Origin of the sequence: Streptomyces sp. MMBL 11-1 (assembly GCF_028622875.1) — a bacterium.
Classification (GTDB): Bacteria; Actinomycetota; Actinomycetes; order Streptomycetales; family Streptomycetaceae; genus Streptomyces.
In genome coordinates this window covers 6,179,486-6,204,833 of record NZ_CP117709.1, presented here as the reverse complement: position 1 = coordinate 6,204,833, position 25,348 = coordinate 6,179,486, and the positions used below count along the sequence as shown (strand labels likewise).

The 25,348-nt window shown below is 72.0% G+C and carries 23 protein-coding genes; 14 read left to right on the top strand and 9 right to left on the bottom strand.

All coding sequences use genetic code 11. The features are described from left to right. Nucleotides 1-29: 29 nt before the first annotated feature. Nucleotides 30-1,031: a TAXI family TRAP transporter solute-binding subunit gene (locus PSQ21_RS27720; protein ID WP_274033953.1), complete on the top strand. Its 1,002-nt coding sequence runs from the start codon at nt 30-32 to the stop codon at nt 1,029-1,031. Between the two features lie 119 nt (nt 1,032-1,150). On the opposite strand, the gene PSQ21_RS27715 is transcribed toward PSQ21_RS27720, so the two are convergent. Continuing rightward, entirely contained in the window at nt 1,151-2,545 is a 1,395-nt protein-coding gene (locus tag PSQ21_RS27715; protein WP_274033952.1) for a sensor histidine kinase, read from the bottom strand. A gap of 19 nt (nt 2,546-2,564) precedes the next feature. Then, a complete protein-coding gene (locus tag PSQ21_RS27710) occupies nt 2,565-3,257 on the bottom strand; it encodes a response regulator transcription factor (protein WP_274033951.1) in 693 nt (230 codons plus the stop codon). 428 nt (nt 3,258-3,685) lie between these two features. Here PSQ21_RS27710 and PSQ21_RS27705 point away from each other — a divergent pair, with 428 nt between their 5' ends. From PSQ21_RS27705 to PSQ21_RS27670, 9 genes are all read left to right on the top strand, one after another. After that, nucleotides 3,686-4,471, top strand: a complete 786-nt coding sequence (locus PSQ21_RS27705) for an amino acid ABC transporter ATP-binding protein (protein WP_274033950.1) — start codon at nt 3,686-3,688, stop codon at nt 4,469-4,471. Between the two features lie 33 nt (nt 4,472-4,504). After that, on the top strand, nt 4,505-5,428 hold the full coding sequence (locus tag PSQ21_RS27700; protein WP_274033949.1) for a glutamate ABC transporter substrate-binding protein: 924 nt from the start codon (nt 4,505-4,507) through the stop codon (nt 5,426-5,428). Between the two features lie 194 nt (nt 5,429-5,622). Further along, a complete protein-coding gene (locus PSQ21_RS27695; protein ID WP_097870537.1) occupies nt 5,623-6,270 on the top strand; it encodes an amino acid ABC transporter permease in 648 nt (215 codons plus the stop codon). Then, on the top strand, nt 6,267-7,208 hold the full coding sequence (locus PSQ21_RS27690; RefSeq protein ID WP_274033947.1) for an amino acid ABC transporter permease: 942 nt from the start codon (nt 6,267-6,269) through the stop codon (nt 7,206-7,208). The genes PSQ21_RS27695 and PSQ21_RS27690 overlap by 4 nt, the downstream gene beginning before the upstream one ends. A gap of 176 nt (nt 7,209-7,384) precedes the next feature. Then, complete coding sequence (locus PSQ21_RS27685; RefSeq protein WP_274033945.1) at nt 7,385-9,088, top strand: FAD-dependent monooxygenase; 1,704 nt, start codon at nt 7,385-7,387, stop codon at nt 9,086-9,088. Then, complete coding sequence (locus tag PSQ21_RS37900) at nt 9,006-9,215, top strand: putative leader peptide (RefSeq protein ID WP_443334405.1); 210 nt, start codon at nt 9,006-9,008, stop codon at nt 9,213-9,215. Before PSQ21_RS27685 ends, PSQ21_RS37900 begins: the two co-directional genes overlap by 83 nt. A 74-nt stretch (nt 9,216-9,289) precedes the next feature. Then, nucleotides 9,290-9,892 carry a cysteine dioxygenase gene (locus PSQ21_RS27680; RefSeq protein WP_274033943.1) on the top strand — a complete coding sequence of 201 codons (603 nt, stop codon included), beginning with the start codon at nt 9,290-9,292 and terminating at the stop codon, nt 9,890-9,892. Beyond that, nucleotides 9,889-10,323: a rhodanese-like domain-containing protein gene (locus PSQ21_RS27675; protein ID WP_274033941.1), complete on the top strand. Its 435-nt coding sequence runs from the start codon at nt 9,889-9,891 to the stop codon at nt 10,321-10,323. Before PSQ21_RS27680 ends, PSQ21_RS27675 begins: the two co-directional genes overlap by 4 nt. Before the next feature lie 193 nt (nt 10,324-10,516). Continuing rightward, on the top strand, nt 10,517-11,152 hold the full coding sequence (locus tag PSQ21_RS27670; RefSeq protein ID WP_274033939.1) for a DUF6197 family protein: 636 nt from the start codon (nt 10,517-10,519) through the stop codon (nt 11,150-11,152). A 211-nt stretch (nt 11,153-11,363) separates the two neighbouring features. Here the strand turns inward: PSQ21_RS27670 and recX are convergent, their stop codons facing one another. Together recX and recA are read right to left on the bottom strand one after the other, a co-directional pair. Then, the gene (gene recX / locus PSQ21_RS27665; protein ID WP_274033937.1) at nt 11,364-12,089 is read right to left on the bottom strand and encodes a recombination regulator RecX; all 726 of its coding nucleotides are present in this window, start codon (nt 12,087-12,089) and stop codon (nt 11,364-11,366) included. Between the two features lie 3 nt (nt 12,090-12,092). After that, nucleotides 12,093-13,217 (bottom strand): recombinase RecA, encoded by a 1,125-nt coding sequence (gene recA / locus PSQ21_RS27660; protein ID WP_274033936.1) that lies wholly within the window; start codon nt 13,215-13,217, stop codon nt 12,093-12,095. Between the two features lie 385 nt (nt 13,218-13,602). On the opposite strand from recA, the gene PSQ21_RS27655 reads away from it, so the two are divergent. Then, nucleotides 13,603-14,328: a class I SAM-dependent methyltransferase gene (locus PSQ21_RS27655; RefSeq protein ID WP_274033934.1), complete on the top strand. Its 726-nt coding sequence runs from the start codon at nt 13,603-13,605 to the stop codon at nt 14,326-14,328. A gap of 148 nt (nt 14,329-14,476) precedes the next feature. After that, on the top strand, nt 14,477-15,430 hold the full coding sequence (locus PSQ21_RS27650) for an SDR family oxidoreductase (protein WP_274033933.1): 954 nt from the start codon (nt 14,477-14,479) through the stop codon (nt 15,428-15,430). Nucleotides 15,431-15,485: 55 nt separating this feature from the next. Here the strand turns inward: PSQ21_RS27650 and PSQ21_RS27645 are convergent, their stop codons facing one another. Continuing rightward, nucleotides 15,486-16,652 carry an AI-2E family transporter gene (locus PSQ21_RS27645; RefSeq protein WP_274035973.1) on the bottom strand — a complete coding sequence of 389 codons (1,167 nt, stop codon included), beginning with the start codon at nt 16,650-16,652 and terminating at the stop codon, nt 15,486-15,488. A gap of 293 nt (nt 16,653-16,945) precedes the next feature. Next, on the bottom strand, nt 16,946-17,140 hold the full coding sequence (locus PSQ21_RS27640; RefSeq protein ID WP_274033931.1) for a DUF3046 domain-containing protein: 195 nt from the start codon (nt 17,138-17,140) through the stop codon (nt 16,946-16,948). A 79-nt stretch (nt 17,141-17,219) separates the two neighbouring features. On the opposite strand from PSQ21_RS27640, the gene PSQ21_RS27635 reads away from it, so the two are divergent. Continuing rightward, a complete protein-coding gene (locus PSQ21_RS27635) occupies nt 17,220-18,134 on the top strand; it encodes a hypothetical protein (RefSeq protein ID WP_274033929.1) in 915 nt (304 codons plus the stop codon). A gap of 127 nt (nt 18,135-18,261) precedes the next feature. On the opposite strand, the gene PSQ21_RS27630 is transcribed toward PSQ21_RS27635, so the two are convergent. The 3 genes from PSQ21_RS27630 to PSQ21_RS27620 form a co-directional block, all read right to left on the bottom strand. After that, nucleotides 18,262-18,567: an AzlD domain-containing protein gene (locus tag PSQ21_RS27630; protein WP_097870705.1), complete on the bottom strand. Its 306-nt coding sequence runs from the start codon at nt 18,565-18,567 to the stop codon at nt 18,262-18,264. Then, nucleotides 18,564-19,442: an AzlC family ABC transporter permease gene (locus PSQ21_RS27625; RefSeq protein WP_274033927.1), complete on the bottom strand. Its 879-nt coding sequence runs from the start codon at nt 19,440-19,442 to the stop codon at nt 18,564-18,566. Before PSQ21_RS27625 ends, PSQ21_RS27630 begins: the two co-directional genes overlap by 4 nt. A 138-nt stretch (nt 19,443-19,580) precedes the next feature. Next, complete coding sequence (locus PSQ21_RS27620) at nt 19,581-20,429, bottom strand: AraC family transcriptional regulator (protein WP_274033926.1); 849 nt, start codon at nt 20,427-20,429, stop codon at nt 19,581-19,583. A 102-nt stretch (nt 20,430-20,531) separates the two neighbouring features. On the opposite strand from PSQ21_RS27620, the gene PSQ21_RS27615 reads away from it, so the two are divergent. Next, on the top strand, nt 20,532-25,208 hold the full coding sequence (locus tag PSQ21_RS27615) for an Lhr family ATP-dependent helicase (RefSeq protein ID WP_274033925.1): 4,677 nt from the start codon (nt 20,532-20,534) through the stop codon (nt 25,206-25,208). Nucleotides 25,209-25,348: the final 140 nt, after the last annotated feature.

Sequence of the window (25,348 nt, the reverse complement as noted above, 5' to 3'; positions counted from 1 at the left end):
GGGGCGGTCGAGCTGGCAGGATCGCGCGCATGTTCCGCGCTCTGTCCCGATCCGGCCGCCGGCGCACTCTGCGGACGGGCGCCGTCCTCGCGGTCGTGCTCGGGCTGCTCGCGTGGTGGTTGCTGCCCCAGGGGAGCGAGGGGGACCCCCGTGGGTCGCTCACCTTCTCCACCGGAGTGCCCAGTGGCGTCTACCAGCGGTACGGGGAACGGCTGGAGGTCGCGCTCGCCAAGGACATGCCGGAGGTGTCCATACGGATGCGGACCAGCGAGGGATCGCAGCAGAACCTCGCCCGGGTGGCGACGGGCGACGCGGACTTCACCATCGCCACCGCCGACGCCGTCGCCACCTATCTGCGCGACGGCAGGCCGGGGGCCCAGCGGCTGCGCGGCTGTGTCCGGCTGTACGACGACTACGTCCAGCTGGTCGTCCCCCGCGACTCCGACGTCCGGACGGTCTCCGGTCTGCGGGGCAAGCGGGTGGGCGTCGGCCAGGAGGGCTCCGGGGTACGGCTGGTCGCGGACCGGCTGCTGGCTGCGGCGGGGCTCGATCCGGCCGACGACATCACACCGGTGCCGGTGGGCATCGACACCATGCCCGTCCGGCTGACCCAGGGCCGGCTCGACGCGTTCTTCTGGTCGGGCGGGCTCCCGACCGCGGCCGTGCAGGAGCTGTCGCGGCGCTTCGACATCCGGCTGGTGCCGCTGGAGGCCGAGCTGGTCGCGAAGCTCCAGTCGGCGACCGGTCCCACCCGCTTCTACCGGTCCGCCATGATGCCCGCCGATGTGTATCCGCAGGCCCAGCAGGGTCAGGCGGTGCCCACGGTCGCCGTCGCCAACCTGCTCGTCACGACCGACCGTACGGACGCGGCCATGACCGAGGCCTTCACCCGGACGGTGATCAACAGCCGGGACCGGATCGGCCGCGAGGTCCACGCGGCGCAGTTGGTGGATCTGCGGACCGCGATCTACACGGATCCGCTGGACGTCCATGACGGGGCCAAGGCTTACTACCGCTCGGTGAAGCCGTAGGCAGCGCTGCCCGGGGGCCCGGGGGCCTGGAAGGGGTGCGGCCCGGGCGGTGCGGTGCGCGGCCCGGGGCCGCGCGGCCGTAGGGGCCAGTGGCCGTAGGAGTTCAGCGGCCCCGCTGTTCAGCTCCCCGGCAGGTCGCGGGGGACCGAGACGGTCACCCGCAGGCCGTGCGGTTCGTGGTGCTCGTACGCGATCGAGCCACCGCCCGCCGCGAGCAGCACCCGGGAGATGGAGAGTCCCAGGCCCGATCCGCTGACGTTCTGGTGGCGGGTGCTGCGCCAGAAGCGGTCCCCGACCCGCTCCAGCTCCGCTTCGGTGAGGCCGGGGCCCCGGTCGGCGACCACGACGGTCGTCACGAGGGCTCCGGCGGCGACGGTGACGGTGACGTCCTCTCCGGCGGGGGTGAACTTCAGGGCGTTGTCGATCACCGCGTCCAGGGCGCTGGAGAGCGCGACGGGGTCGGCCCAGGCGGTGGCGGCCGGGGCCCCGTCCAGGGTGAGGTGCACGCCCTCGCGCTCCGCCATCGGTCGCCAGGAGGCGACCCGTTCGGCGGCGAGCGGAACGATGTCGGTCAGCTGGAGGTCCGCCTCGGCGTGCTCGGCCAGCGCGAGGTCCAGGAGGTCGTCGAGAACCCGGGCCAGCCGCTTGCCCTCGGTGCGCACGGCCGCGATCTCCTCGCTGTCCTCGGGCAGCTCCAGGGCGAGCAGCTCGATGCGCAGCAGCAGGGCGGCGAGCGGGTTGCGCAGCTGGTGCGAGGCGTCGGCGACGAAGGCGCGCTGCTGCTCCAGCACGTCCTCGACGTTGTCCGCCATCTCGTTGAAGGAGCGAGCCAGGCGTCTGAGTTCCGGCGGTCCGGCGGAGGCGGCGACCCGGGAGCGCATCCGGCCGCCGGCGATGTCGTGGGTGGCCGCGTCCAGGGTCCGTACGGGCAGCAGGACCCAGCCGGTGAGCCGTACCGCGGCGCCGACCGCCACCAGCAGCGCCAGCGCCTCGCCGAGGCCGATGAACAGCCACGTCCGCAGGATCCGGGACCGCATCTCGCCGGTGGGCGAGTCGAGGACGACCACCGCGACCACATCGCCGTCGCGCACGACGGGCGAGGCGACGACGACGCGGCCGTCGCGCCAGGGCCAGATCTGCGGGGGGTCGTGCGAGCGGCGGCCGAGCAGCGCCTCGTTGAACGCCGTACGACCCTCCCCCTCGGCGGGCAGGGCCCAGGAGCCGGGGGCCTTGGCCAGGGCCCGGCCGTCCTGGAAGAAGACGCCGGCGCGGATGTCGTACACCGAGGCGTAGAGCTCCAGGTCGGTCTGGAGGGTACGGCGACGCTCCTCGCTGTCCGGGGAGGTGTCGGCGATGGACTGCGCCAGGGCGGCGAACCGTGCGGTGTCGTCGATCCGGTCGATCACCAGGCGCTGCTGCTCGGCGGCGGCCACGCTGATCGCGAGCGGAAAGCCGAGGGTGAGCAGCATGGCGGCCATCAGGACGATGAGCAGCGGGAGCAGACGGGAGCGCACCGGGAGACGTACCCGCCGGTTACGCGGACGGCGCGACGAGCCGGTAGCCGACGCCCCGCACGGTCTCGATCAGGGCGGGCAGCCGCAGCTTGGAGCGCAGGGAGGCGACGTGGACCTCCAGGGTGCGCCCGGTCCCCTCCCAGCTGGTGCGCCAGACCTCGCTGATGATCTGCTCGCGGCGGAAGACGACGCCGGGGCGCTGGGCGAGGAGGGCCAGCAGGTCGAACTCCTTGCGGGTGAGCTGGACTTCCGCGCCGTCGACGCTGACCCGGCGGGTCGGCAGCTCGATGGCGACCGGCCCGAGGCGCAGGGCGGCGGCGGGGGTCGGGGCGGTGTCCTCGCCGCTGGTGGCGCGCCGGGCGACCGCGTGGATACGGGCGAGCAGCTCGCCGGTGTCGTACGGCTTGGTGACGTAGTCGTCGGCGCCGAGGTTGAGGCCGTGGATGCGGGAGCGCACATCGGCGCGGGCGGTGACCATGATCACGGGGGTCGCGGTGCGTCTGCGGATCTTCCCGCAGACCTCGTAGCCGTCCTGGTCGGGCAGGCCGAGATCGAGGAGGATCACCCCGAAGGGCTCCTTCTCGGCGGGCAGAAGGGCGCGCAGGGCCTCCTCGCCGTTACGGGCGTGCACGACCTGGAACCCGTGCCGGGCGAGCACGGCGGACAGGGCCGCCGCGACATGGTCGTCGTCCTCGACGAGCAGCAGTCTCATGGCCCTCCTCTCCGTGTCCCGGAATCGTTCGCGTCGCCGCTTCCGTTCGCGTCTCACCGTCGCACGGCGTCACCGGGTAGAGCCCGACATTAACCCGCGCTTCATCCGCGAGATCCCCCGAGAGCCCCCGAGAGCCCCCGAGAGCCCCCGAGAGCCCCGATGGGACTTCCCGTTCCGCGACGTTTCACGTCTTGCCCGCTCAAGGCATCCACGCCGATGAAGGGCACACCAGTCAAGAGCCTGCCGGTTACAGCAGGGTTTCCGTTATGCACCCGGTACGCCCCCGGGGCGGCCGGGGCGTCCCGTTCACGCGGAGTGTCCGGTTGCCGCCGGATCGTTATGCTCAATTTCCGCTCAGATGTAATGACGTTGGTAGCACTGCGTCATTACTGTCCTTGTTCAACCGAGGAGGACGGAGCAAGAAGCCGATGAGCGGAGTTTCAGTGACCAAGGACGCCGAGGGTGCCGCGCCCGCGGCGAACGACCTGGTCGTACTGAGCAACGTCAACAAGCACTTCGGCGCGCTGCATGTGCTCCAGGACATCGACCTGACCATCGCCCGTGGCGAGGTCGTGGTCGTCATCGGGCCTTCCGGGTCCGGCAAGTCCACGCTGTGCCGCACGATCAACCGCTTGGAGACGGTCGATTCGGGAGCGATCTCGATCGACGGCAAGCCCCTGCCCCAGGAGGGCAAGGAGCTGGCCAGGCTGCGTGCCGACGTGGGCATGGTCTTCCAGTCGTTCAATCTCTTCGCACACAAGACGGTGCTGGAGAACGTCATGCTGGGCCAGGTCAAGGTCCGCAAGGCCGACAAGAAGGCCGCGGAGGAGAAGGCCCGGGCCCTGCTCGACCGGGTGGGCGTCGGCGTACAGGCCGACAAGTACCCGGCACAGCTCTCCGGTGGCCAGCAGCAACGCGTCGCGATCGCACGGGCGTTGGCGATGGACCCGAAGGTCATGCTCTTCGACGAGCCCACGTCGGCGCTCGACCCGGAGATGATCAACGAGGTCCTGGAGGTCATGCAGCAACTGGCCCGGGACGGGATGACGATGATCGTCGTCACCCACGAGATGGGCTTCGCCCGTTCCGCCGCCAACCGCGTCGTGTTCATGGCCGACGGGAAGATCGTCGAAGAGGCGACCCCCGACCAGTTCTTCAGCAACCCGCGCAGCGACCGGGCCAAGGACTTCCTGTCGAAGATCCTTCACCACTGACGACAACGACCTACGACCCAAAGGATTGTTCACATGAAGCTCCGTCAGTCCGCCGCCGTCGCGGCCATCGCCGTCCTCGCGCTGACCGCGACCGCCTGTGGTGGCAAGGAGGGCTCCGCCGGTGACAAGCCGGGTGGCACGAAGCCCGGTTCCTCCGAGGCGCCCGCGCTGCCCACGTACACCGCGGCCAAGGACGTCGCCCTGGACTCCCCGGTCTTCAAGAAGGCCAAGGAGCGCGGCAAGCTGGTCATCGGCGCCAAGGCCGACCAGCCGTACCTCGGCTTCGAGGACCAGTCGACCAAGGAGCGCTCGGGCTTCGACATCGAGATCGCCAAGATGATCGCGGCCGACCTCGGCTTCTCCGACAAGCAGATCGAGTGGAAGACCGTCGACTCCGGCGTCCGTGAGACGGCCATCTCCAAGGGCCAGGTCGACTACTACGTCGGCACGTACACCATCAACGACGAGCGCAAGAAGCAGGTCGGCTTCGCCGGGCCGTACTACAAGGCCGGCGCGGACCTCCTGGTGCGCGCGGACGAGAAGTCGATCACCGGCAAGGACGCGGTGAAGGGCAAGAAGGTCTGCTCGATCGTCGGCTCCACGCCGCTCCAGGAGATCAAGAAGCCGGAGTACGGCGCGAGCGTCGTCGAGCTGGCCAAGTACTCCGACTGCGTCCAGCAGTTGCTGACCAAGCAGGTCGACGCCGTCACCACGGACGACTCGATCCTCAAGGGCTACGCGGCCGCCAACTCCGGCAAGCTCAAGGTCGTCGGCGACCCGTTCACCGACGAGCCCTACGGCGTCGGCCTGAACAAGGACGACAAGGTGCTCCGCGAGGCCATCAGCAAGTCGCTGGAGGAGCGCGTCAAGGACGGCACGTACAAGAAGATCTACGAGGCCACGCTGGGTCTGTCCGGTTCGGACTACGTCGAGCCGCCGGCCATCGAGCGCTACTGACGCCGTCGGCCGTCGGACCGCGGGCTCCGGCCCGCCGTCCGACGGCCGGCACCCCGTCACCCGTCACGACGCACCGCGAGTGACCCAGGCGTCCCGTACGCCACCGCCGCCGTCCCGGTTCTTCCGGGCGTCGCGGGCGTACGGGGCGCCCCTTCCCCTGCCCTGATGCCGCTGACCGCCGACGCGGAGACCTCATGAACGTACTGCTCGACAATTTCCCAGAGTTCCGCGACGGCTTCATAGGAACCGTGTCGATCACCGCCGTCAGCTCGGTTATCGCCCTGGTCCTCGGTGTGCTCATCGCCGGATTCCGGGTCTCGCCGGTGCCGCCGCTGCGGTACTTCGGCACCGCCTGGGTGACGCTGATGCGCAACACCCCGCTGACCCTGCTCTTCCTGATCTTCTTCTTCGTCGTGCCGGAGATCCTCTTCCCCGGGATGAGCCCGTTCGTACTCGGCTCGCTGGCGCTCGGCTTCTACACCTCCTCGTTCGTGTGCGAGGCGGTCCGCTCCGGCATCAACACCGTGCCGCTGGGCCAGGCCGAGGCCGCGCGCTCCATCGGCATGACGTTCGCCCAGACGCTGCAGATCGTGGTGCTCCCCCAGGCGACCCGGACCGTGATCCCGCCGCTGAGCAGCATCTTCATCGCGCTGACGAAGAACTCCGCGATCGCCGGCGCCTTCAGTGTCGCCGAGCTGTTCGGCTGGCAGAAGCTGATGAGCGACCGGGGTTACGACATCGTCCCCGTCTTCATCTGGGTGGCCATCGGCTACCTGATCGTCACGTTTACCATCAGCGGCCTCTTCCGGCTGCTGGAGCGTCGCATGGAGGTCGCCCGATGAGCGCCAGCGTTCTCTACGACGCCCCGGGCCCCAAGGCCGTCGTCCGCAACCGGATCTACGCGGTCGTCGGCAGCCTCGCCATCGCGGCGCTGATCGCGATCAGCATCATGCGGCTCGCCGACAAGGGGCACCTCGCCCCCGCGATGTGGGACATCTTCAACTACACGGGCATCCGGCAGAACATCGCCGACGCCCTGCTCGCCACGCTCAAGGCGTTCGGTCTCGCCGCGATCGGCTCGCTGGTTCTCGGCGTGGTGCTGGTGGTGGGCCGCCTCTCCGACCACAAGCCGGTCCGCTGGGCCGCGACCACCTTCATCGAGCTGTTCCGCTCGCTCCCCCTGCTGATCACCATCTACGCCATCTGGGTCGGCTTCCTCACCGACTACTCGATGTGGGCGCTGGCCGCGGGTCTGTCCGTCTACAACGGCTGCGTCCAGGCCGAGGTGCTGCGGGCCGGCATCAACTCGGTGCCCAAGGGCCAGAGCGAGGCGGCGTACGCGCTCGGCATGAGCAAGACGCAGGTCATGGTCAGCGTCCTGATGCCGCAGGCCGTCCGGTCGATGCTGCCGACGATCATCGGTCAGCTCGTGGTGACCCTCAAGGACACCTCGCTCGGCTTCATCATCCTGTACCCGGAGCTGCTCCAGACCGCGCGTCTGATCGCCTCCAACACGCAGGTGAACGGCCAGTACCCGTACGTCTCGACGATCGTCGTCATCGGCACGCTCTACATCGCGATGTGCCTGCTGCTCTCGGCGCTGGCGACGTGGATCGAGAAGCGCGGCCGCCGCGCCAGGACCGGCATCAAGGTGGCGCCCGGCGCCCCGGCCGCCGGCATCCCCGCGGTGGAGACCGTTCCCGGTCCGGACGCGGGGGGCGCAGGGGGCGCAGACCCGACGGCCGACGGTGCCGGTGGGACCGGTGTGACGAAGGACTGACCGTCCCGGGCCCTTCCCGGCCCTGACGAGCAGAAGCATTCGAGGCAGCGGCGCACGCGTCGCTGCCTCGGTCACTTGACGCAAGCACCCCCAGTGGGTTGCATACGTTCTGTGATCACGCACCCGGCTTCCTATGCCACGTTCCGCATGACCGTACGGGCCGGAGAGTACGAGCCGTGGACCCGGTGATCGTCGTCGGCGCCGGCCCCGTCGGCCTGACGCTGTCGCTGGCCCTCGCCGCCCAGGGCGTCCCCTCGGTCGTTCTCGACGAGGGCCCCGGCACGGAGGAGCCCCGCCCCGCCCGCACGGTCGTACTGCGCGAGGACACCGCCTGCCTGATGGGCCGCCTCGGCTGCCGGGAGCTGGACCGGGTCGGTCTGCGCTGGTCCGGGTGGCGTTCGATGCGCCGGAAGCAGCTGGTCCGGAACGTGCCGCTGAGCGGGGGGCGGCGGGACGACGACGAGACTCCGCTCACCGGGCTCCTTCCCGCGCCGCTCCATGTTCCGCAGCATGCGCTGAGCGCCGCGCTCCGTGCGGCGGCGGACAAGGCTCCGCTGGTCCAACGGGTGCCGATGAGCCGGATCGACACCCTGGAGCAGGACCCCGACGGCATCACGGTGCACACGAGAGAGCCGGGCTCGACCTGGTGGCGCGGGAGCTATCTGGTCGGCTGCGACGGCGCCCGCTCGACCGTGCGCAAGCTGCTGGACATCCGGTTCCCCGGCCGTACGGCGGTGGAGCGGCATGCCGTCGCCGCACTCCGGGCCGACCTGCCCTGGCCCGACCACGCCGTCCTGCACCGGCAGCCGCCCTGGCGGACCGGGGGCGCCGAGGTCTCCGCCCGGCCACTGCCGGACGGCGTCTGGCGGCTGGACTGGCTTCTGCCGCCGCGCGGTGAACTGGTCACCCCCGAAGCTCTGATCACCCGCGTCCGGGACACCCTGGCCGGCTGGTGCGGTGAGACACCGGCGTACGAACTGCTGGACACCGGCGTCCACACGCTGCACCACCGGCTCGCCCGGCGCTGGCGCAAGCAGCGCGCCTTCCTGGCGGGGGACGCGGCGCACCTGCTGGGCGCCGTGGGCACGCAGGGAGTGGACGAGGGGATCCGGGACGCCGAGAACCTGGCCTGGAAGCTGGCCCACGCCTGGCACGACGGCCCGGCCGAGCATCTGCTCGACAGCTACCAGGCGGAGCGCCGGGCGGCGGTGGCCGCGCGGCTGCGCGCCGCGGACCAGTCGCTGCCGATACTGCGCGGCGGTGGCGGCCTGCGGACCCTGGTCCCGGGCGCCGCACGCGGCCACGACATCCTGCTCGCCGACGGCCATCTCGGCTGTGGAGCCCTGGGTGCGCCCCCTTCGTACTCCCACTCCCCCCTTTCGCCTCCGCACACCGAGGCGCACACCGTCGTCGGTACGCCCCCCGGTGCGCCGGTCGCCGACGTGACGGTGACGGCGCCGGACGGAACGACGGCGCGTCTGCGGGAGCGGCTCGGGCAGGGCCATCCGCTGGTGGTCCTGGTCGCGCCCGGAACCGGCGTCTGGGACCGGCGGCACTGGCAGACCGCGGGCGTCATGCCCCGCCTCACGGACGCCGTGGCGGCGCTCCCCGGGTCGACGGAGCTGCTCGTCACCGAGAGCTACCCGGGGGCATCGGCCCACACCGTCCTGCTGGTCAGGCCGGACGGACACCTGGTGGCGGCCTTCGGCGGCGTACGGCCCACGGAGCTGCTCACCGCGGCGCGGGCCGCTCTGGGCGGTGCACCCGGCGCGGCACAGGAGCCCGTGGAGCCGGGGGATGGCGCCGACGAACGAGATGCCGGGCGCGAGCAGCGGCCCCGGGCGCGGGTCCACGCCGACGGTTCCGCCGGGCTCAAGTGATCGATTGACCGTCACGGGCGCGCGTGGTGTACTCCAGATCATGACCGACACCGATGTGCGCCTGTGGCGGAGGGTCCATATGGACCTCGTCCGTTACGCGGGCTGCGTGTGTCGCCCGTCCTGCTGAATCGCCTCCCTCTGCCGGTGCGTGCCGCTTTTCCGCACGGCCGGACCTCGCGCGAACTCCCCAGGACGGTCCTCGTGTCTTCCCCTCGCTCCGCCGTGCCCACGGCTGCCGCTGTTCCCTCCCCTTCCGCCCCCATGGCCGGGGGCTCCTCCTCCGCCGCCTCCGCCTTCGCCTCCTCCTCCGCCGCGCCGACGGTCGCGGAGCTGATGGACTTCGTCCGCAGCACCGCCCGGGACCAGGCGCTCATCGCCTCGCTCCCCCTCGATCCGGAGGGCCGCACCTGGCTCCGGCTCGACGGGCCGGGCGGCAGCGAGGCGTGGCTGATCGGCTGGCCGCCGGGCACCGGCACGGGCTGGCACGATCACGCCGACTCGTTCGGTGCGTTCACCACCGCGGCCGGCACCCTCAAGGAGCACTCGCTGGCCGTGCGGCTGCCCACCGACGGCTGGAAGACGCTGGAACTGACGGACGGGGTGGACCGGTCGAGAAGGTTGGCGACCGGTCAGGGCCGGGCCTTCGGGCAGAACCACGTCCATGAGGTCCTCAACGAGTCCGGGATCGCGCACGCGGTCTCCGTCCACGCCTACTACCCGCCCCTGCCGCGGATCCGCCGGTTCAGCCGCACCGGCGCGGTGCTCCGCCTGGAGCAGACCGAGCGCCCGGAGGACTGGCAGTGAGCGAGGACCGGAACACGAACCGGGACGAGTCCGTGCCGGACTCCCCGCCGCCTGTGGGCATCGACGAACTGCTGGAGCGGGTCAGGGCCGGCTACGAGCGGATCGGCCCGGCCGAGGCTGCCTCGGCGGCGGAGGCCGGAGCCCTGCTGGTGGACATCCGGTACGCGGCGCTCCGCGACCGGGACGGACTGATCCCGGGCGCCCTGGTCGTCGAACGCAACGAACTGGAATGGCGGCTCGACCCCCGGGGCAGCCACCGCGCCGCCGAAGCGGTCGGCCACGACCTCCGGGTCGTCGTCATCTGCGACGAGGGGTACGCCTCCAGCCTCGCGGTCGCCTCACTGCGGCAACTGGGACTGCACCGGGCCACCGACCTGATCGGCGGCTTCCAGGCATGGCGCGGCGCAGGACTCCCGGTCACCTTCACCTGACAACCGGGAGCTGACGCCGGGAACGGCCCCGGGAGCTGACTCCTGACACGCCTGGCACCTGGATCCAGGTGTCAGGCGTCAGCTCCCGGGAGGACGTCACGCACCCGAACGCCACGTTCCACTGGAGCGATCGCCGCGCGTAACCGACATTCGCCTCACACAGAGGACCGAAATGTACGGAGATGACGCACTCATGGCGACCGCTCTCCTCACCCCCGACCAGCTCGACGGCCAGGCCTCCCGACTGCACGACACCCAGGCGTGGCAGCAGATCGTCACCGGCTGGGAGCACACCGCCCCCGAGCCCCCCTTCGAGCCCGTACCCGCCCCGGCGGAGCCGCCGTCCGCAGGGCCCTTCGACTGGCGGGACCTGCTGTCCGTACCCGTGGACGGGCTCGTCGACGACACCCTGCGGTCGCTGCCCGCACCGCCCCCGCACGAGCGCCCGTTGCCCGGACGGCTGGGCGCGATGCTGCCCGACCGTGTCCACCTCTGGCGGCGGATCGGGCAGGGCGACCTGCGCCCGTCGACCCATCTCGGCTACGCACGGCAGATCCTGGCCGAGTGGGGCTGGCAGAACACCCCGTACCGGCTGCGGAACGCCCGTGGGGCTCGCTGCGTCTGCGGCGCTCTGATCTCCGCGCACCGCCTCGGCTACGGCTCCCTCGACACCGTGGACCGGGCGGGCGCCTGGCTGATCACGGAGCTGCGCGCGCAGGGCTGGCCAGGACTGATCGGCCCCTGGAACCGCCGTCCCGGCCGCACCGCCGCGGACGCCCTGGCCCTCGTCGACGCCACCATCCGCCGTGCTTCCCTGGCCGGGCAGTGACCATGGACCGCTGACCATGTACCACCGGCCGGCGGCCACCGACTGCTGGCCGCTGGCCGCTGGCCGCCGAGTACCGGCCGCCCTCCCGAACCGCTCCGCGGGACACCGAGCGTCCCCCGCACCGCGCCGGGCGCCACCCAAGACCTTCGGGCCCCGACGTCGGAAAGGCTCGTCGTCAGAAAGATCAGAAAGGTCAGAGAGGCCAGAGAGGTCAGAAAGGCTCGTCCAGACCTTCCGTGTCCTCGCCCTCCTCCTCCAGCGCCTGACGCACCACCCGCAGGGCCAAGCCCTCCCCATATCCCTTGCGTGCGAGCATCCCCGCGAGGCGGCGCAGCCGCTTGTCCCGGTCCAGGCCCCGCGTGGAGCGAAGCTTGCGGGCCACGAGCTCGCGCGCCGTCTCCTCCTCCTGGTCCGGGTCGAGCCGGCCGACCGCCTCGTCGATCACGGCGGAGTCCACGCCCTTCGTCCGCAGCTCACGGACGAGGGCACGGCGCGCGAGCCCTCGCCCGTGGTGCCGGGACTCCACCCATGCCCCGGCGAACGCCGCATCGTCGATCAGCCCGACGTCCTCGAATCGCGCGAGCACTTCCTCGGCCGCCTCGTCCGGGATCTCCCGCTTGCGCAGGGCGTCCGCGAGCTGTTTACGCGTTCGCGGCGTCCCGGTGAGCAGCCGCAGGCAGATGTTGCGCGCCTGCTCGACCGGGTCACGCGGCTCCCCCTTCTCGGCCCTCGACGAGGAAGGGGAGCCGCTGCTTCTGGTGCCGGAGCGGGCACGGCGGCCCGCCCCTTCGCCGAACCCGCTCCCGGCACCCGCTCCACCGCGTGAGCGGCGCCCGGGCCGCCCGGCACCCGCCTCCGGCTCAGCGGGCCCGTAGTCGGGTTCAGGGGCGTCGCCGAGCTCGGCGGGGCTGCCCGGCCACTCCGTACGACGTGTCACGGCCTAGCTCTTGGCCGCCGCGGTCTTGGCCGGCTTGGCCTTGGCAGCCGTGGTGGCCGCCGGCTTCGCCGCCCCGTCGGCCGCCGGTGCCGCGGCGGCGTCCGCAGCGGGTTCACCCGAAGCCGCGTCCGGACGGACACCGATACCCAGCTTCTCCAGGATCTTCTTCTCGATCTCGTTGGCGAGGTCGGGGTTGTCCTTGAGGAAGTTGCGGGCGTTCTCCTTGCCCTGGCCGAGCTGATCGCCCTCGTACGTGTACCAGGCACCGGCCTTGCGGACGAAGCCGTGGTCCACGCCCATGTCGATCAGGCCGCCCTCGCGGCTGATGCCCTGGCCGTAGAGGATGTCGAACTCGGCCTGCTTGAACGGCGGGGCGACCTTGTTCTTGACGACCTTGACGCGGGTCCGGTTACCGACGGCGTCGGTGCCGTCCTTCAGCGTCTCGATCCGGCGGATGTCCAGGCGCACCGAGGCGTAGAACTTCAGCGCCCGGCCACCGGTGGTGGTCTCCGGGGAGCCGAACATCACGCCGATCTTCTCGCGGAGCTGGTTGATGAAGATCGCGGTGGTCTTGGACTGGTTGAGCGCGCTGGTGATCTTGCGGAGGGCCTGGCTCATCAGACGGGCCTGGAGGCCCACGTGCGAGTCACCCATCTCGCCCTCGATTTCCGCACGGGGCACCAGGGCCGCCACGGAGTCGATGACGATCAGATCCAGCGCGCCGGAGCGCACCAGCATGTCGACGATCTCCAGCGCCTGCTCACCGTTGTCCGGCTGGGACAGGATGAGGTTGTCGATGTCGACGCCGAGCTTCTTCGCGTACTCCGGGTCCAGCGCGTGCTCGGCGTCGATGAACGCCACCGAGCCACCGAGCTTCTGCGCGTTCGCCACCGCGTGCAGCGTCAGCGTCGTCTTACCGGAGGACTCCGGCCCGTACACCTCCACCACACGGCCGCGCGGCAGGCCACCCACACCGAGCGCCACGTCCAGGGCGGTCGACCCGGTGGGGATCACCTCGACCGGCTCGTTCGGCCGCTCGCCCAGACGCATCACCGCACCCTTGCCGAATTGCCGTTCAATCTGTGCGAGTGCGGCGTCCAGCGCCTTCTCGCGGTCGTTACCTGCCATGGGTTCCACCCGATTTGCTTGAGTCGATCGCTTCACGTCTCAGACGCTAACCCCTGCCACTGACAATGGGCCTCGACGTCCTCCCGGCCTGTGGACAACTCCATGGCCGAGCCCGGGAAAACCCGGCCGGAATCCCATCAGAATGGATGTTCGATTTCTGTGTCAAGCGCACCACGCGGACCCCGCGGCTGCCGCCCGGCCGTCCGGGGCCACCGAAGTTTGATCTTCACTATCGAAGCTTGATCATCTGCGAGTTCGTGCCATTGACGTTTGATCAGTGCAGGGTGGTCAGGGTGACCGGAAGCCTTCGCCCGCAAGCCCCGACCAGCAGAGGCCGGCGAAACCCCGTAGCCCTTCGCACCCGACTCCGCATACGTTCGGCCGCATGGCTGACGACTGCTTCGGGCATCCACGACTGGCCGCGATCCACGACCCGCTCGACCCCGACCGCAGTGATCTCGATACCTACCTCCGGATGGCACAAGAACTCGGGGCGCGCCAGGTTCTGGACATCGGCTGCGGCACCGGGGTGTTCGCACTGCTCCTGGCCGACCGCGGGGTCGACGTCGTCGGCGTCGATCCCGCCCGGGCATCCGTTGACGTCGCCCGGGCCAAACCCGGCAGTGAGCGAGTGCGCTGGATCTGTGGTGACGTGACAGCCCTCCCGCCGTCGCAGGTCGACCTCGCGACGATGACAGCGAACGTCGCCCAGGAGATCGTTGATCCGGGCGCCTGGCAGAAGACGCTGCGGGGAGCCCACGAAGCGCTGCGGCCCGGCGGGCACCTGGTTTTCGAGACCCGCGATCCGGCCAGACGTGCCTGGAGGGAGTGGACCCGCGAGCACTCCTACCGCGTGACGGAGATCCCGGGCACCGGCTCCGTGGAGAGCTGGGTCCAGCTGATCGACCTGAGCTGGCCCCTGGTGGCCTTCCGCTGGACCTACGCCTTCGCCGCGGACGGACAGGTGCTGACCTCGGACTCGACGCTGCGCTTCCGGGAGCGCGACGAGGTCGTAGCGGATCTGGTCGCCCACGGCTACGTGGTGCACGACGTGCGCGATGCCCCTGACCGGCCAGGCAGAGAGTTCGTCTTCCTCGCCCAACGCCCCTGACACAGTGATCCACGCCACTCGAACTCCGACGGCACACGTTCAAGGTTCGACGGCACAGGGCAGCCGAACACCGCAGGCCTCTCATCGGCCTCTCGCCGCATACAGCCGAGGCTGCACACCTGAGCACTTCACCCTATATTTCACCAATATGAGAGCGAATGCGGGGCCCGGAACACCTGACGGAGGGCAGGCCCCCGGATGCGATCTGACCGGCCGTGTGGCGCTCGTCGCCGGAGGCACCCGGGGGGCGGGGAGAGGGATCGCCGTCCAGCTCGGCGCCGCCGGGGCGACCGTCTACGTGACCGGCCGTACAAGCAGGTCCGAGCGCTCCGAGATGGACCGGCCCGAAACGATCGAGGAGACCGCGGCCCTCGTCGACGCGGCGGGCGGACGGGGCATCGCCGTCCAGGTCGACCACCTGGTTCCCGACCGGGTCAGGGCGCTCGTGGCCCGGATCGCGAGCGAGCAGGGTGCGCTGCACATTCTGGTGAACGACATCTGGGGCGCCGAGATCGAGTGGGACAAGCCGGTGTGGGAGTCGTCGCTCGACACCGGGCTGCACACCCTGCGGCTGGCCGTCGACACCCACGCCATCACCAGTCACTTCGCGCTGCCGCTGCTGATCGAGACACCGGGCGGCCTGGTCGTCGAGATGACCGACGGGACGGACGAGTACAACGCGTCGCACTACCGCGTCTCGTTCTTCTACGACCTGGCCAAGGCCGCGGTGAACCGGATGGCCTTCGCCCTCGGCCACGAACTCGCGCCGCACCACGCCACGGCCGTGGCGCTCACCCCGGGCTGGCTCCGGTCCGAGGCCATGCTCCAGGCCCACGGGGTGACCGAGACCACCTGGCGGGACGCCGTCGCGCACGCGCCCCACTTCGCGATCTCCGAGTCCCCCGCGTACGTCGGCCGGGCTGTCCGCGCCCTCGCCGGCGACCCCGAGGTGGCCCGCTGGAACGGCAGGTCGCTCTCCAGCGGGCAGCTCGCCCAGGTGTACGGCTTCACGGACGCGGACGGAAGCCGGCCCGATGCCTGGCGATATCTGACCGAGGTCCAGGACCCGGGCCTGCCGGCCGATGTGACGGGCTACCGCTGAGACCACCCCGCCGCGACCCGCCGCCACCACTGAGGCCGCCCGCCGCGACCGGCTGCTACCGCTGAGACGGCCCGTTCGGTATGTCCTCCGCGTCTCCGCGCCCGGCGGGCCGGGGGCCGCCCACCAGACGGCGGATCCGTGACGGCAACGGCCTCCTGGGCGCGCGGCTGCTGCCCCCGTGCACACGTGGGTCGTCGGTGACGTCGTACCGCTTCACATAGGCGCCGAGGAACGCCTGGAGCGTGGCGATCGCGGGGATGGCGATCAGCGCGCCGACCGCACCGAGCAGCGCCGTGCCGGCGATGACCGATCCGAAGGCGACCGCCGGGTGGATGTCGACGGTCTTCGCGGTCAGCTTGGGCTGGAGCACGTAGTTCTCGAACTGCTGGTAGATAACGACGAACCCGAGCACCCACAGCGCGTACCAGGGGTCGACCGTGAAGGCGATCAGCATGGGCAGGGCGCCCGCGAGATACGTGCCGATGGTAGGGATGAACTGCGAGACGAGTCCGACCCAGACGGCGAGTGCCGGGGCGTAGGGCACCCCGAGGATCACCAGCAGGACATAGTGCGCGACGCCGGAGATCAACGCCATCAGACCGCGCGAGTAGATGTATCCGCCGGTCTTGTCGACCGCGATCTCCCAGGCGCGCAGCACCTCGGTCTGCCGGGCCGGTGGCAGGACGGAGCACAGAGCCCGCCGGAGGCGGGGGCCGTCGGCCGCGAAGTAGAAGGAGAACAGGAAGATCGTCAATACCCGGAACAGCCCGCCGAGGACCGTCGTGGAGACGTCGAGCACTCCGGTGGCGCTGTTCTGGACGTACTTCTGCAGCCAGTCGGAATGCAGCAGGCTGTCCTGGACCTCGACCCGGGAGAGTTCGGTGCGGAAGGTCTGGTTGACCCAGTTGATCACCGAGTCGATGTACTTGGGGAACTCGTCGACCATGTCGACGATCTGGCCCGCGAGCATCGATCCCAGCAGCACCACGAATCCGACGCCGAAGATCATCAGGCCGAGGAAGACGAGGAACGTGGCCAGCCCGCGGCGCATGCCGCGCTCCGCCATCCGGCTGACCGCGGGTTCGATGGCGAGCGCCAGGAAGAACGCGATCAGCACGTTCGTCAGCAGCCCGATGAGCTGGTCGAACGCCCAGCTGCCGAGCAGGAAGCAGGCGTAGAGCGCCAAGGCCAGCGCCATCGCACGCGGCAGCCAGCCGGGCATGCGGACACCACCGGGGCCGGAGGGCGGCGCGGGTGGCGCGGCCGGCGGGGCGGGCGGGGGTGCGGACGGCTGGGCGGGGGCGGTCTCGCCTGTCGATGACACGGGGTTAAGTCTGGCCTATGCCGCCGGCCGCCGGTCCCCCGCCCCGAGTCGACCGTTCCGGGTCGGCGTTCCCGTCCCGACGGGGTTCAGCCGCGTTCGGCCCGTGTCCACCAGCCGCACGAGGAGTTCCGCGCTCGTACGCCGCGACGTGCCTGGCCTCCAGGACTCGCCCGCCGGGGCAGCCACGGACTTCAGCGCTTGTCCGCCGGGACGTCCATGGCCGTGCAGACCCCGCGCCAGACGTCCTTGGCGTCCCAGCCCGCGTCCAGGGCCTGGCGCACCGTGCGGCCGCCGAGTTCGGCCATCACATGGTCACGGGCGAAGGAGTCCGCGTACGCCGCACCGAAGTGGGAGGCCATCCGCTCCCAGAAAATCGTCAACCGCATGCCACCAGTATCCCGCTCCTGAGAGTGCAGCCGGTCCGCCGGGCACCTGCCGGGCGCCTTTCCCCTCTACGGTCGGTCCATGGCTGGAACCGGAGCAAGCACCCTCGCCCGAGCCGAGCAGTTCATCTGGCTCACGGCCCGTGTCCTCGAACAGCGGAGGTTCGCCCATGGCTTCCTGGGCGGAGATCCCGACGCCGTCGAAACGGCCCTCTCCGCCTATCTGAACGAGGACGGCGGCTACGGTCACGCGCTGGAACCCGATCTCCGGGGTCCGGTCAGCCAGCCGTTGCACACCGCCCACGCGCTGAGCGTTCTTGATTCGATCGACCGCTGCGACGGGCAGCGCGTGGAACGGATCTGTCGCTATCTGACCGATGTGTCGACCAAAGAAGGCGCCTTGCCCGCTCTGCTTCCCACGCAGCGCGGTTATCCCGCGGCACCGTTCATCCCGATCGTGGACAACCCGCCGGCGGAGCTGCTCGCGACCGGCCCGGTCGTGGGGCTGCTGCACCGCAATCAGGTGTGGCACGCCTGGCTGTTCCGGGCGACGGACTTCTGCTGGAGCGCCGTCGAGGCTCTGGCGGAGACCCATCCCTACGAGGCCGAGGCCGCGGTCGCCTTCCTGGACGGCGCCCCTGACCGGGCCCGCGCCGGGGCGGCGGCCGACCGGCTCGGCCGTCTGGTGCGCGAACAACGCCTCGCGGTGCTCGATCCCTCCCGGCGGGCGGAGTACCCGGTGGCGGCGGGCTACGCGCCGGGCGAGCACCACTTCCCGCACGACTACGCCCGTACGCCCGGCTCCCTGGCCCGCCGCTGGTTCACCGACGAGGAGCTGGAGCGCTCCCTCGACCACCTGGCCGCCGAGCAGCAGGACGACGGCGGATGGCCCGTGAGCTGGCGTCAGTGGGCCCCGGGAACCGCGCTGGAAGGGCGTCCCCTGGTGACGCTCAGAGCCTTGGAAACGCTCCGCTCGTACGGTCGTCCGCTCGGCTGACCACACCTCCGGCGGGGAGGGCGGGCAGGATGCCGGGCGAGGCGGGACGAGTGCCTCCTCGCCCTGCCGCCCGGGTGCTCGCCCCGCCGTCCGGGCGCTCGCCCCGCTTCCCTGGCGCTCGCCCCGCTCAGGCCAGCGCGCGTACGCCCGCCGTGACCAGAACGCCCGCGCCGACGACGACCAGGAAGGGCGCACGAAGGACCAGGGCGAGTGCCGCCGCTCCGAGGCCGGCGGCACGGGCGTCGAGGACGAGCTGCTGGCCGTCGCCGAAGGTCTGCTGCGCGGTCAGCGCCGCCAGCAGCGCCACGGGCAGCAGGGCGGCCATCCGCTGGACGAGCGGTCGCTCCAGCACGCCCGCGGGCACCAGCAGGCCCAGGAGTTTGGCGAGGTAGCAGCCCACCACGGTCAGTCCGATGGCGATCCAGACGTTCATGAGTGCCGCTCCCCCTTCTTCCGCCGGGTCCCCGGACCGTCCGAGGCGTCAGAACCGTCCGGGGCTTCCGAACCGTCCGGGGCTTTTGAACCGCCCTGGGCGGCCTGTCCCCGCTTCGTCCGTCCCATGAGGAAGAGGACGACGGGCGCCGCGAGCGCCGACAGCAGGACGGGAACGCCCGCCGGCAGAACGGGCAGCAGGGTCAGAGCCAGCAGGACCGCCAACCCCGCCGTGACGCGTTCGGTGGTGCTCTTGAGCATCGGCGCGAGCAGCGCGAGGAACACCGCGGGGCTGGCCGCGTCCAGGCCCCACGCGTCGGTGTCGCCCAGCGCCTCGGCGCCCAGGGCGCCCACCAGGGTGGTGAGGTTCCACAGCACGTACAGGGTGAGTCCGGTGACCGTGAAGCCGATGCGCGCGGCCCGCCGGGTGGGCTGCGGCAGGGTGACCGCGGTCGTCTCGTCGATGACCCAGTGGGCGGCGAAGGGCCGCACCGCACGGGGAAGGGCAAGCAGCTGGGAGAGCCGCAGACCGTAGAACGCGTTCCGGACGCCCAGGAAGAACGCCCCGGCCGCGGCGGTGTAGGGGTTGCCGCCCGCGGCCAGCGCGCCGACCAGGGCGAACTGCGAGGCGCCGGTGAAGACGAGAAGACTCAGAACACAGGTCTGAAGCAGGCTGAGGCCGGAGCCGGCGGAGGTGACGCCGAAGGCGAAGCCGGAGAGCCCGACCGCTATGCCGACGCCGAGCGCGTCCCGGACGACGGCCGCGTCCGGCTTGTCCGGTCCGGCCTCGGCCGCCGGGCCGGGCGGACCGGGCGGACCGGCGGACAGGGCACCGGCCGGGCCGGTGCGCTCTGGGGGTGCTGTCTGTTCTGCCACGCCCGGAACGCTACGGGGATCGTTCGGTCCGGGTCTTGTACGTTCTTGCACACTCGGCGATGTGTTCTGCCCACCTGCTGGCGGTTCTGCGCCACCACCGGTACGTTCTCGCGTCCTCTTCCGCACGATCCCGAACCCTCACCGGCCGGGCCGTGACACACCGCGCTCGCGCTGGTAGGCGCCGGGCGGCACACCCACGATCCGGGTGAAGTGGCGATTGAGGTGCGGCTGGTCGGTGAAGCCGACGGCGGTCGCGGCCTCGGCGGGAGCGACACCGGCGTCGAGCATGCGTCGGGCCCTGCGCACCCGGGCATCGGTGAGCCACGTGTGCGGCGGCATCCCGTACTCCTTCTTGAAGGCTCTCAGCAGGGCGAACGAGCCGGTGCCGAGCTCCGCGGCGAGCCTCTCCAGCGTGGGCGGGGCGGCCATGCGCTCCTCCAGCGCGGCGCGGGCGCGCACGGCGTTCCGCGCGCCCCCGGTGTGGGTGGCCAGTCCGGGCAACGGGCTGCCGTGCCTGCTGAGGAGCCGGGTGACCAGGACCCGCAGCAGGCTGTCGGCCGCCAGCGCGTTGCCCTCCTCCGCCGCCCGGTGCACCTCCGTGATCAGGCGGGAGGCGTGGGGGTCGGTCACCCGGGTCTCGGCGAAGCCGACCGTGCCGCGCAGGGACGTCACCTCGGCCGCGATGTCGTTGACGACCCGGGCCGACGGGTAGAGCGTGGCGTACGCCCAGCCCTCGGGCGCCCCGGAGCGGGCGGTGTGCGGCACCTCCGGGTTGATCATGACGACGGTTCCGGGGACCGCGTGGACCGTGCCTCCCGGCAGCCCCACGTCCTCCACCCCGCCGGTGACCGCACCGAAGACGTAGCCCTCGTGGCTGTGCCGGGGGAAGGTGTGACGGACGTACCGGGCCCGCAGCAGATCGAGGTCGGGCAGCGCGGCGTACTGCCAGTGCCGGGCCCATTCCTCCGTGCCGTCCGCTCCCGTCATGGGGCCATTCTCGCAGGTCCTGGTCGTGCGCCACCGGCTGAGCGGGGTGCTGCGGGTGGTGTCACCGGCCCGTTGTCAGTGCCGGGGTGCACGATGGGGAGCATGACCGGATCCGCGCTCGACGCGTTCTCGCCCGCGACCCGCAGTTGGTTCGCCGGGGCTTTCAGCGCGCCCACCGCCGCGCAGGAGGGCGCCTGGCGGGCCATCAGCGAGGGCAGCGACGTCCTGGTCGTCGCGCCGACCGGTTCCGGCAAGACGCTGGCCGCGTTCCTCGCCTCGCTGGACCGGCTGGCTGCCGAGCCGCCGCCCGCCGACGCGAAGAAGCGCTGCCGCGTGCTGTACGTGTCCCCGCTCAAGGCCCTCGCGGTCGACGTCGAGCGCAATCTCCGCTCGCCGCTGACCGGCATCCGCCAGGAGTCGGTGCGCCTGGGCCTGCCGGAGCCGGAGGTGCGGGTCGGCATCCGGTCCGGAGACACCCCGCCCGCCGAGCGGCGCTCCATGGTGACCAGGCCCCCGGACATCCTGATCACCACGCCGGAGTCGCTGTTCCTGATGCTGACGTCCTCCGCCCGGGACGCGCTGGCCGGCGTCGAGACGGTGATCCTCGACGAGGTGCACGCGGTCGCCGGGACGAAGCGGGGCGCCCATCTCGCCCTGTCCCTGGAGCGTCTCGACGAGCTGCTGCCCCGTCCCGCCCGGCGCATCGGCCTGTCCGCGACGGTCCGGCCGGTCGACGAGGTGGCCCGCTTCCTGTCGCCTCAGCGCAAGGTGGAGATCGTCCAGCCCCGGTCGACCAAGGAGTTCGACCTCTCGGTCGTCGTCCCGGTCGAGGATCTGGGCGAGCTGGGCGGCTCCCCCGCCACGGACGGCGACTCCGGCCAGGCGGACAAGCCCTCGATCTGGCCGCATGTCGAGGAGCGCATCGCCGATCTCGTGCAGTCGCACCGTTCCACCATCGTCTTCGCCAACTCCCGACGGCTGGCGGAGCGGCTGTGCAACCGGCTGAACGAGATCGCTTACGAGCGGGCGACCGGCACCGCGTTCGACCCCGACAACCCGGCCCCCGACCTCCCGGAGGCGCACGCGCCCGCCGAGATCATGGCCCAGTCGGGCGCGGGCAGGGGCGCACCGGCCCTGCTGGCCCGCGCCCACCACGGTTCGGTCTCCAAGGAGCAGCGGACCCAGGTCGAGGAGGACCTCAAGGCGGGCCGGCTGCCCGCCGTGGTGGCCACCTCCAGCCTGGAGCTGGGCATCGACATGGGCGCGGTCGACCTGGTGATCCAGGTGGAGTCCCCGCCCTCCGTCGCCTCCGGCCTCCAGCGGGTGGGCCGCGCCGGACACCAGGTGGGCGCGGTCTCCACCGGGGTGGTCTTCCCGAAGTACCGCGGCGATCTGGTGCAGGCCGCCGTCGTCACCGAGCGGATGCGCCAAGGAGCCATCGAGGCGCTGCGCATCCCGTCCAATCCGCTGGACGTCCTGGCGCAGCAGCTGGTCGCCATGGTGGCCCTGGACAGCTGGCAGGCCGACGACCTGCTGGCCCTGGTGCGGCGGGCCGCCCCGTTCGCCTCGCTTCCCGAGTCGGCGTTCACCGCCGTCCTCGACATGCTCGCCGGACGCTATCCCTCCGACGCCTTCGCGGAGCTGCGTCCCCGGGTCGTGTGGGACCGCGTCGGGGGCACGGTCACGGGCCGCCCCGGCGCGCAGCGGCTCGCCGTCACCTCGGGCGGCACCATCCCCGACCGGGGGCTCTTCGGGGTCTTCCTCGCCGGGGCCGACCCGAAGAAGGGCGGCGGCCGGGTCGGCGAGCTGGACGAGGAGATGGTCTACGAGTCCCGGGTCGGCGACGTCTTCACCCTGGGCACCACGTCCTGGCGGATCGAGGACATCACCCGGGACCGGGTCCTCGTCTCGCCCGCCCCGGGCGTTCCCGGCCGGCTGCCGTTCTGGAAGGGCGACCAGCTGGGCCGCCCCCTGGAGCTCGGGCGTGCCCTGGGAGCGTTCCTCCGTGAGATCGGCGGGCTCTCCGACGAGGACGCCCGGCTGCGCCTGCTGGCCGCCGGGCTCGACGCCTGGGCGGCGGACAACATCCTGGCCTACCTGGACGAGCAGCGCCGGGCCTGCGGCCACGTCCCGGACGACCGGACGATCCTGGTCGAACGGTTCCGGGACGAGCTGGGCGACTGGCGGGTCGTCGTGCACTCCCCCTTCGGTGCCCAGGTGCACGCCCCCTGGGCCCTCGCCCTGTCCGCCCGCCTCGGTGAGCGCTACGGGATGGACGCCCAGGTCATGCACGCCGACGACGGGATCGTGCTGCGGCTGCCCGACGCGGACATGATGGGCCTGGACCTGCTCGACTTCGACGCTCCGGACGCCGGGGAGGGCGGGCCGGCGCCCGGAGCCGTGGCGTACGACAGCGACCAGCCGCCGGTGGCGGCCGCCGACGTCGTCTTCGACCCGGGCGAGGTCCAGCAGATCGTCACCGACCAGGTGGGCGGATCAGCCCTGTTCGCCGCCCGGTTCCGGGAGTGCGCCGCGCGCGCACTGCTGCTGCCCCGGCGCTCCCCCGGCAAGCGCACCCCGCTCTGGCAGCAGCGCCAGCGGGCCTCCCAGCTGCTCCAGGTCGCCTCGGAGTTCGGCTCGTTCCCGATCGTCCTGGAGGCCGTCCGCGAATGCCTCCAGGACGTGTTCGACGTCCCCGGGCTCACGGAACTGATGGGCGACCTGGAGGCGCGCCGCGTCCGGCTGGTCGAGGTGACCACCCAGGAGCCCTCACCCTTCGCCCGCTCGCTCCTCTTCGGTTATGTGGCCCAGTTCCTGTACGAGGGCGACTCACCGCTCGCCGAACGGCGCGCCGCCGCTCTCTCCCTGGACTCCCACCTCCTCGCCGAGCTGCTGGGCCGGGCGGAGCTGCGCGAGCTGCTCGACCCGGAGGTCCTCACCGAGCTGGAGCGGGAGCTGCAGTGGCTCACCGAGGACCGGCGGATCAAGGACGTCGAGGGGGTCGCCGACCTGCTCCGCGTGCTGGGCCCGCTCACCGGCGCCGAGCTCGCCGAGCGGGGCGCCGAGCCGTCCTGGGCGCCGGAGCTGGCGTCGGCCCGCCGGGCGATCCAGGTCCGGATCGCCGGAGCCGATCACTGGGCGGCGATCGAGGACGCGGGCCGGCTGCGTGACGCCCTGGGCACCGCGCTCCCGGTCGGCGTTCCCGAGGCGTTCACCGAGCCGGTGAGGGACCCGCTCGGCGACCTCCTCGCCCGTTTCGCGCGGACGCACGGCCCGTTCACCGCCGCCAGGGCCGCCGAACGTTTCGGGCTCGGCACCGCCGTCACCGACGGCGCGCTGCAACGGCTGTCGGCCTCGGGCAGGACCGTCCAGGGTGAATTCCATCCGGCGGGCATCGGCCAGGAGTGGTGCGACGCCACGGTGCTGCGCCGGCTGCGCCGCCGCTCGCTGGCGGCGCTCCGCCAGGAGCTGGAGCCGGTGCCGCCCGCGGCCCTCGCCTCCTTCCTCCCCCAGTGGCAGCACTTCGGCTCCAGCGGCCTGCGGGGCATCGACGGGCTGGCCCGTGCCGTGGAGCAGCTGCAGGGCGCGCCCGTTCCCGCGTCGGCACTGGAGAAGCTGATCCTGCCGAGCCGGGTCATGGGCTACGCCCCGGCGATGCTCGACGAGCTGACGACCACGGGGGAGATCGTCTGGGCCGGGGCGGGCGCGCTGCCCGGCAAGGACGGCTGGGTCTCCCTCTATCTGGCCGACAGCGCACCACTCCTCCTGCCCCCTCCGCACCCGCTGGAGCTGGCGGCACTCCACGAGTCCGCGCTCACCACGCTCTCCGGCGGGTACGGCCTCTTCTTCCGCCAGATCGCCGATCAGGTCCGGGCCACCACTCACCCGGACTGCACGGACCAGCAACTGGCCGACGCCCTGTGGGACCTGGCCTGGTCAGGGCGGCTCACCAACGACACCCTGGCCCCGCTGCGTTCGCTCCTGGGGTCGGGGCGGACGGCGGGCTCCACCGCCCACCGCTCCCGGCGCAGCGTCCCGCGCGGGCGCTACGGCTCGCTCACCGCCGCCGCCCGCCCCGCGTCCCGAACGGGCCCGCCGACCGTGTCGGGCCGCTGGTCCCTGCTGCCCCCGGTCGAACCGGAACCGACCCACCGCGCCCACGCCCTGGCCCGGACCCTCCTCGACCGGCACGGCGTGGTGACCCGTGGCGCGGTGCAGGCCGAAGGGGTGGAGGGCGGCTTCTCCGCGACGTACCGCGTCCTGGCCGCCTTCGAGGACAACGGGCAGGCGCGGCGCGGCTATGTGGTCGAGGGGCTCGGGGCCGCCCAGTTCGCGATGGACGGCGCGGTGGACCGCCTGCGGGCGGCCTCCACGGCCCGCGACCGGCGGGACCCGGGCACCGAACCCCAGGCTCTGGTACTCGCCGCGGCCGACCCGGCCAACGCGTACGGCGCGGCCCTGCCGTGGCCCGAGCCCCCGGACGGCGCCGGACACAAGCCTGGCCGCAAGGCGGGTGCGCTGGTGGTCCTCGTCGACGGCGAGCTGACGCTCTACATGGAACGGGGCGGGAAGACCCTCCTGGCCTGGCCGTCCGACCCCGAGGCCCCGGCCCTGCGAGCGGCGGCCGAGGCCCTGGCCGCCTCGGCCCGCGGCGGCGCCCTGGGCACGGTGACGGTGGAGCGGACGAACGGTGTCTCCTCCCTCACCTCGCCGCTGGGCCGGACGCTGGAAGCCGCCGGGTTCCTCGCCACCCCGAGAGGTCTGCGCCTGCGCGCCTGATCCGAGGGGCCGATGAACCGGGAGACCGACGATCCGAGGAGCGGATGACCCGGGAGGCCGCCCCGGCCGCCCCGGGCCCGGCGCACGCCACCCTGCCCTCGGCCGAGGCCGCCCGGACCGGCTGCGGCATCGGCCGACGG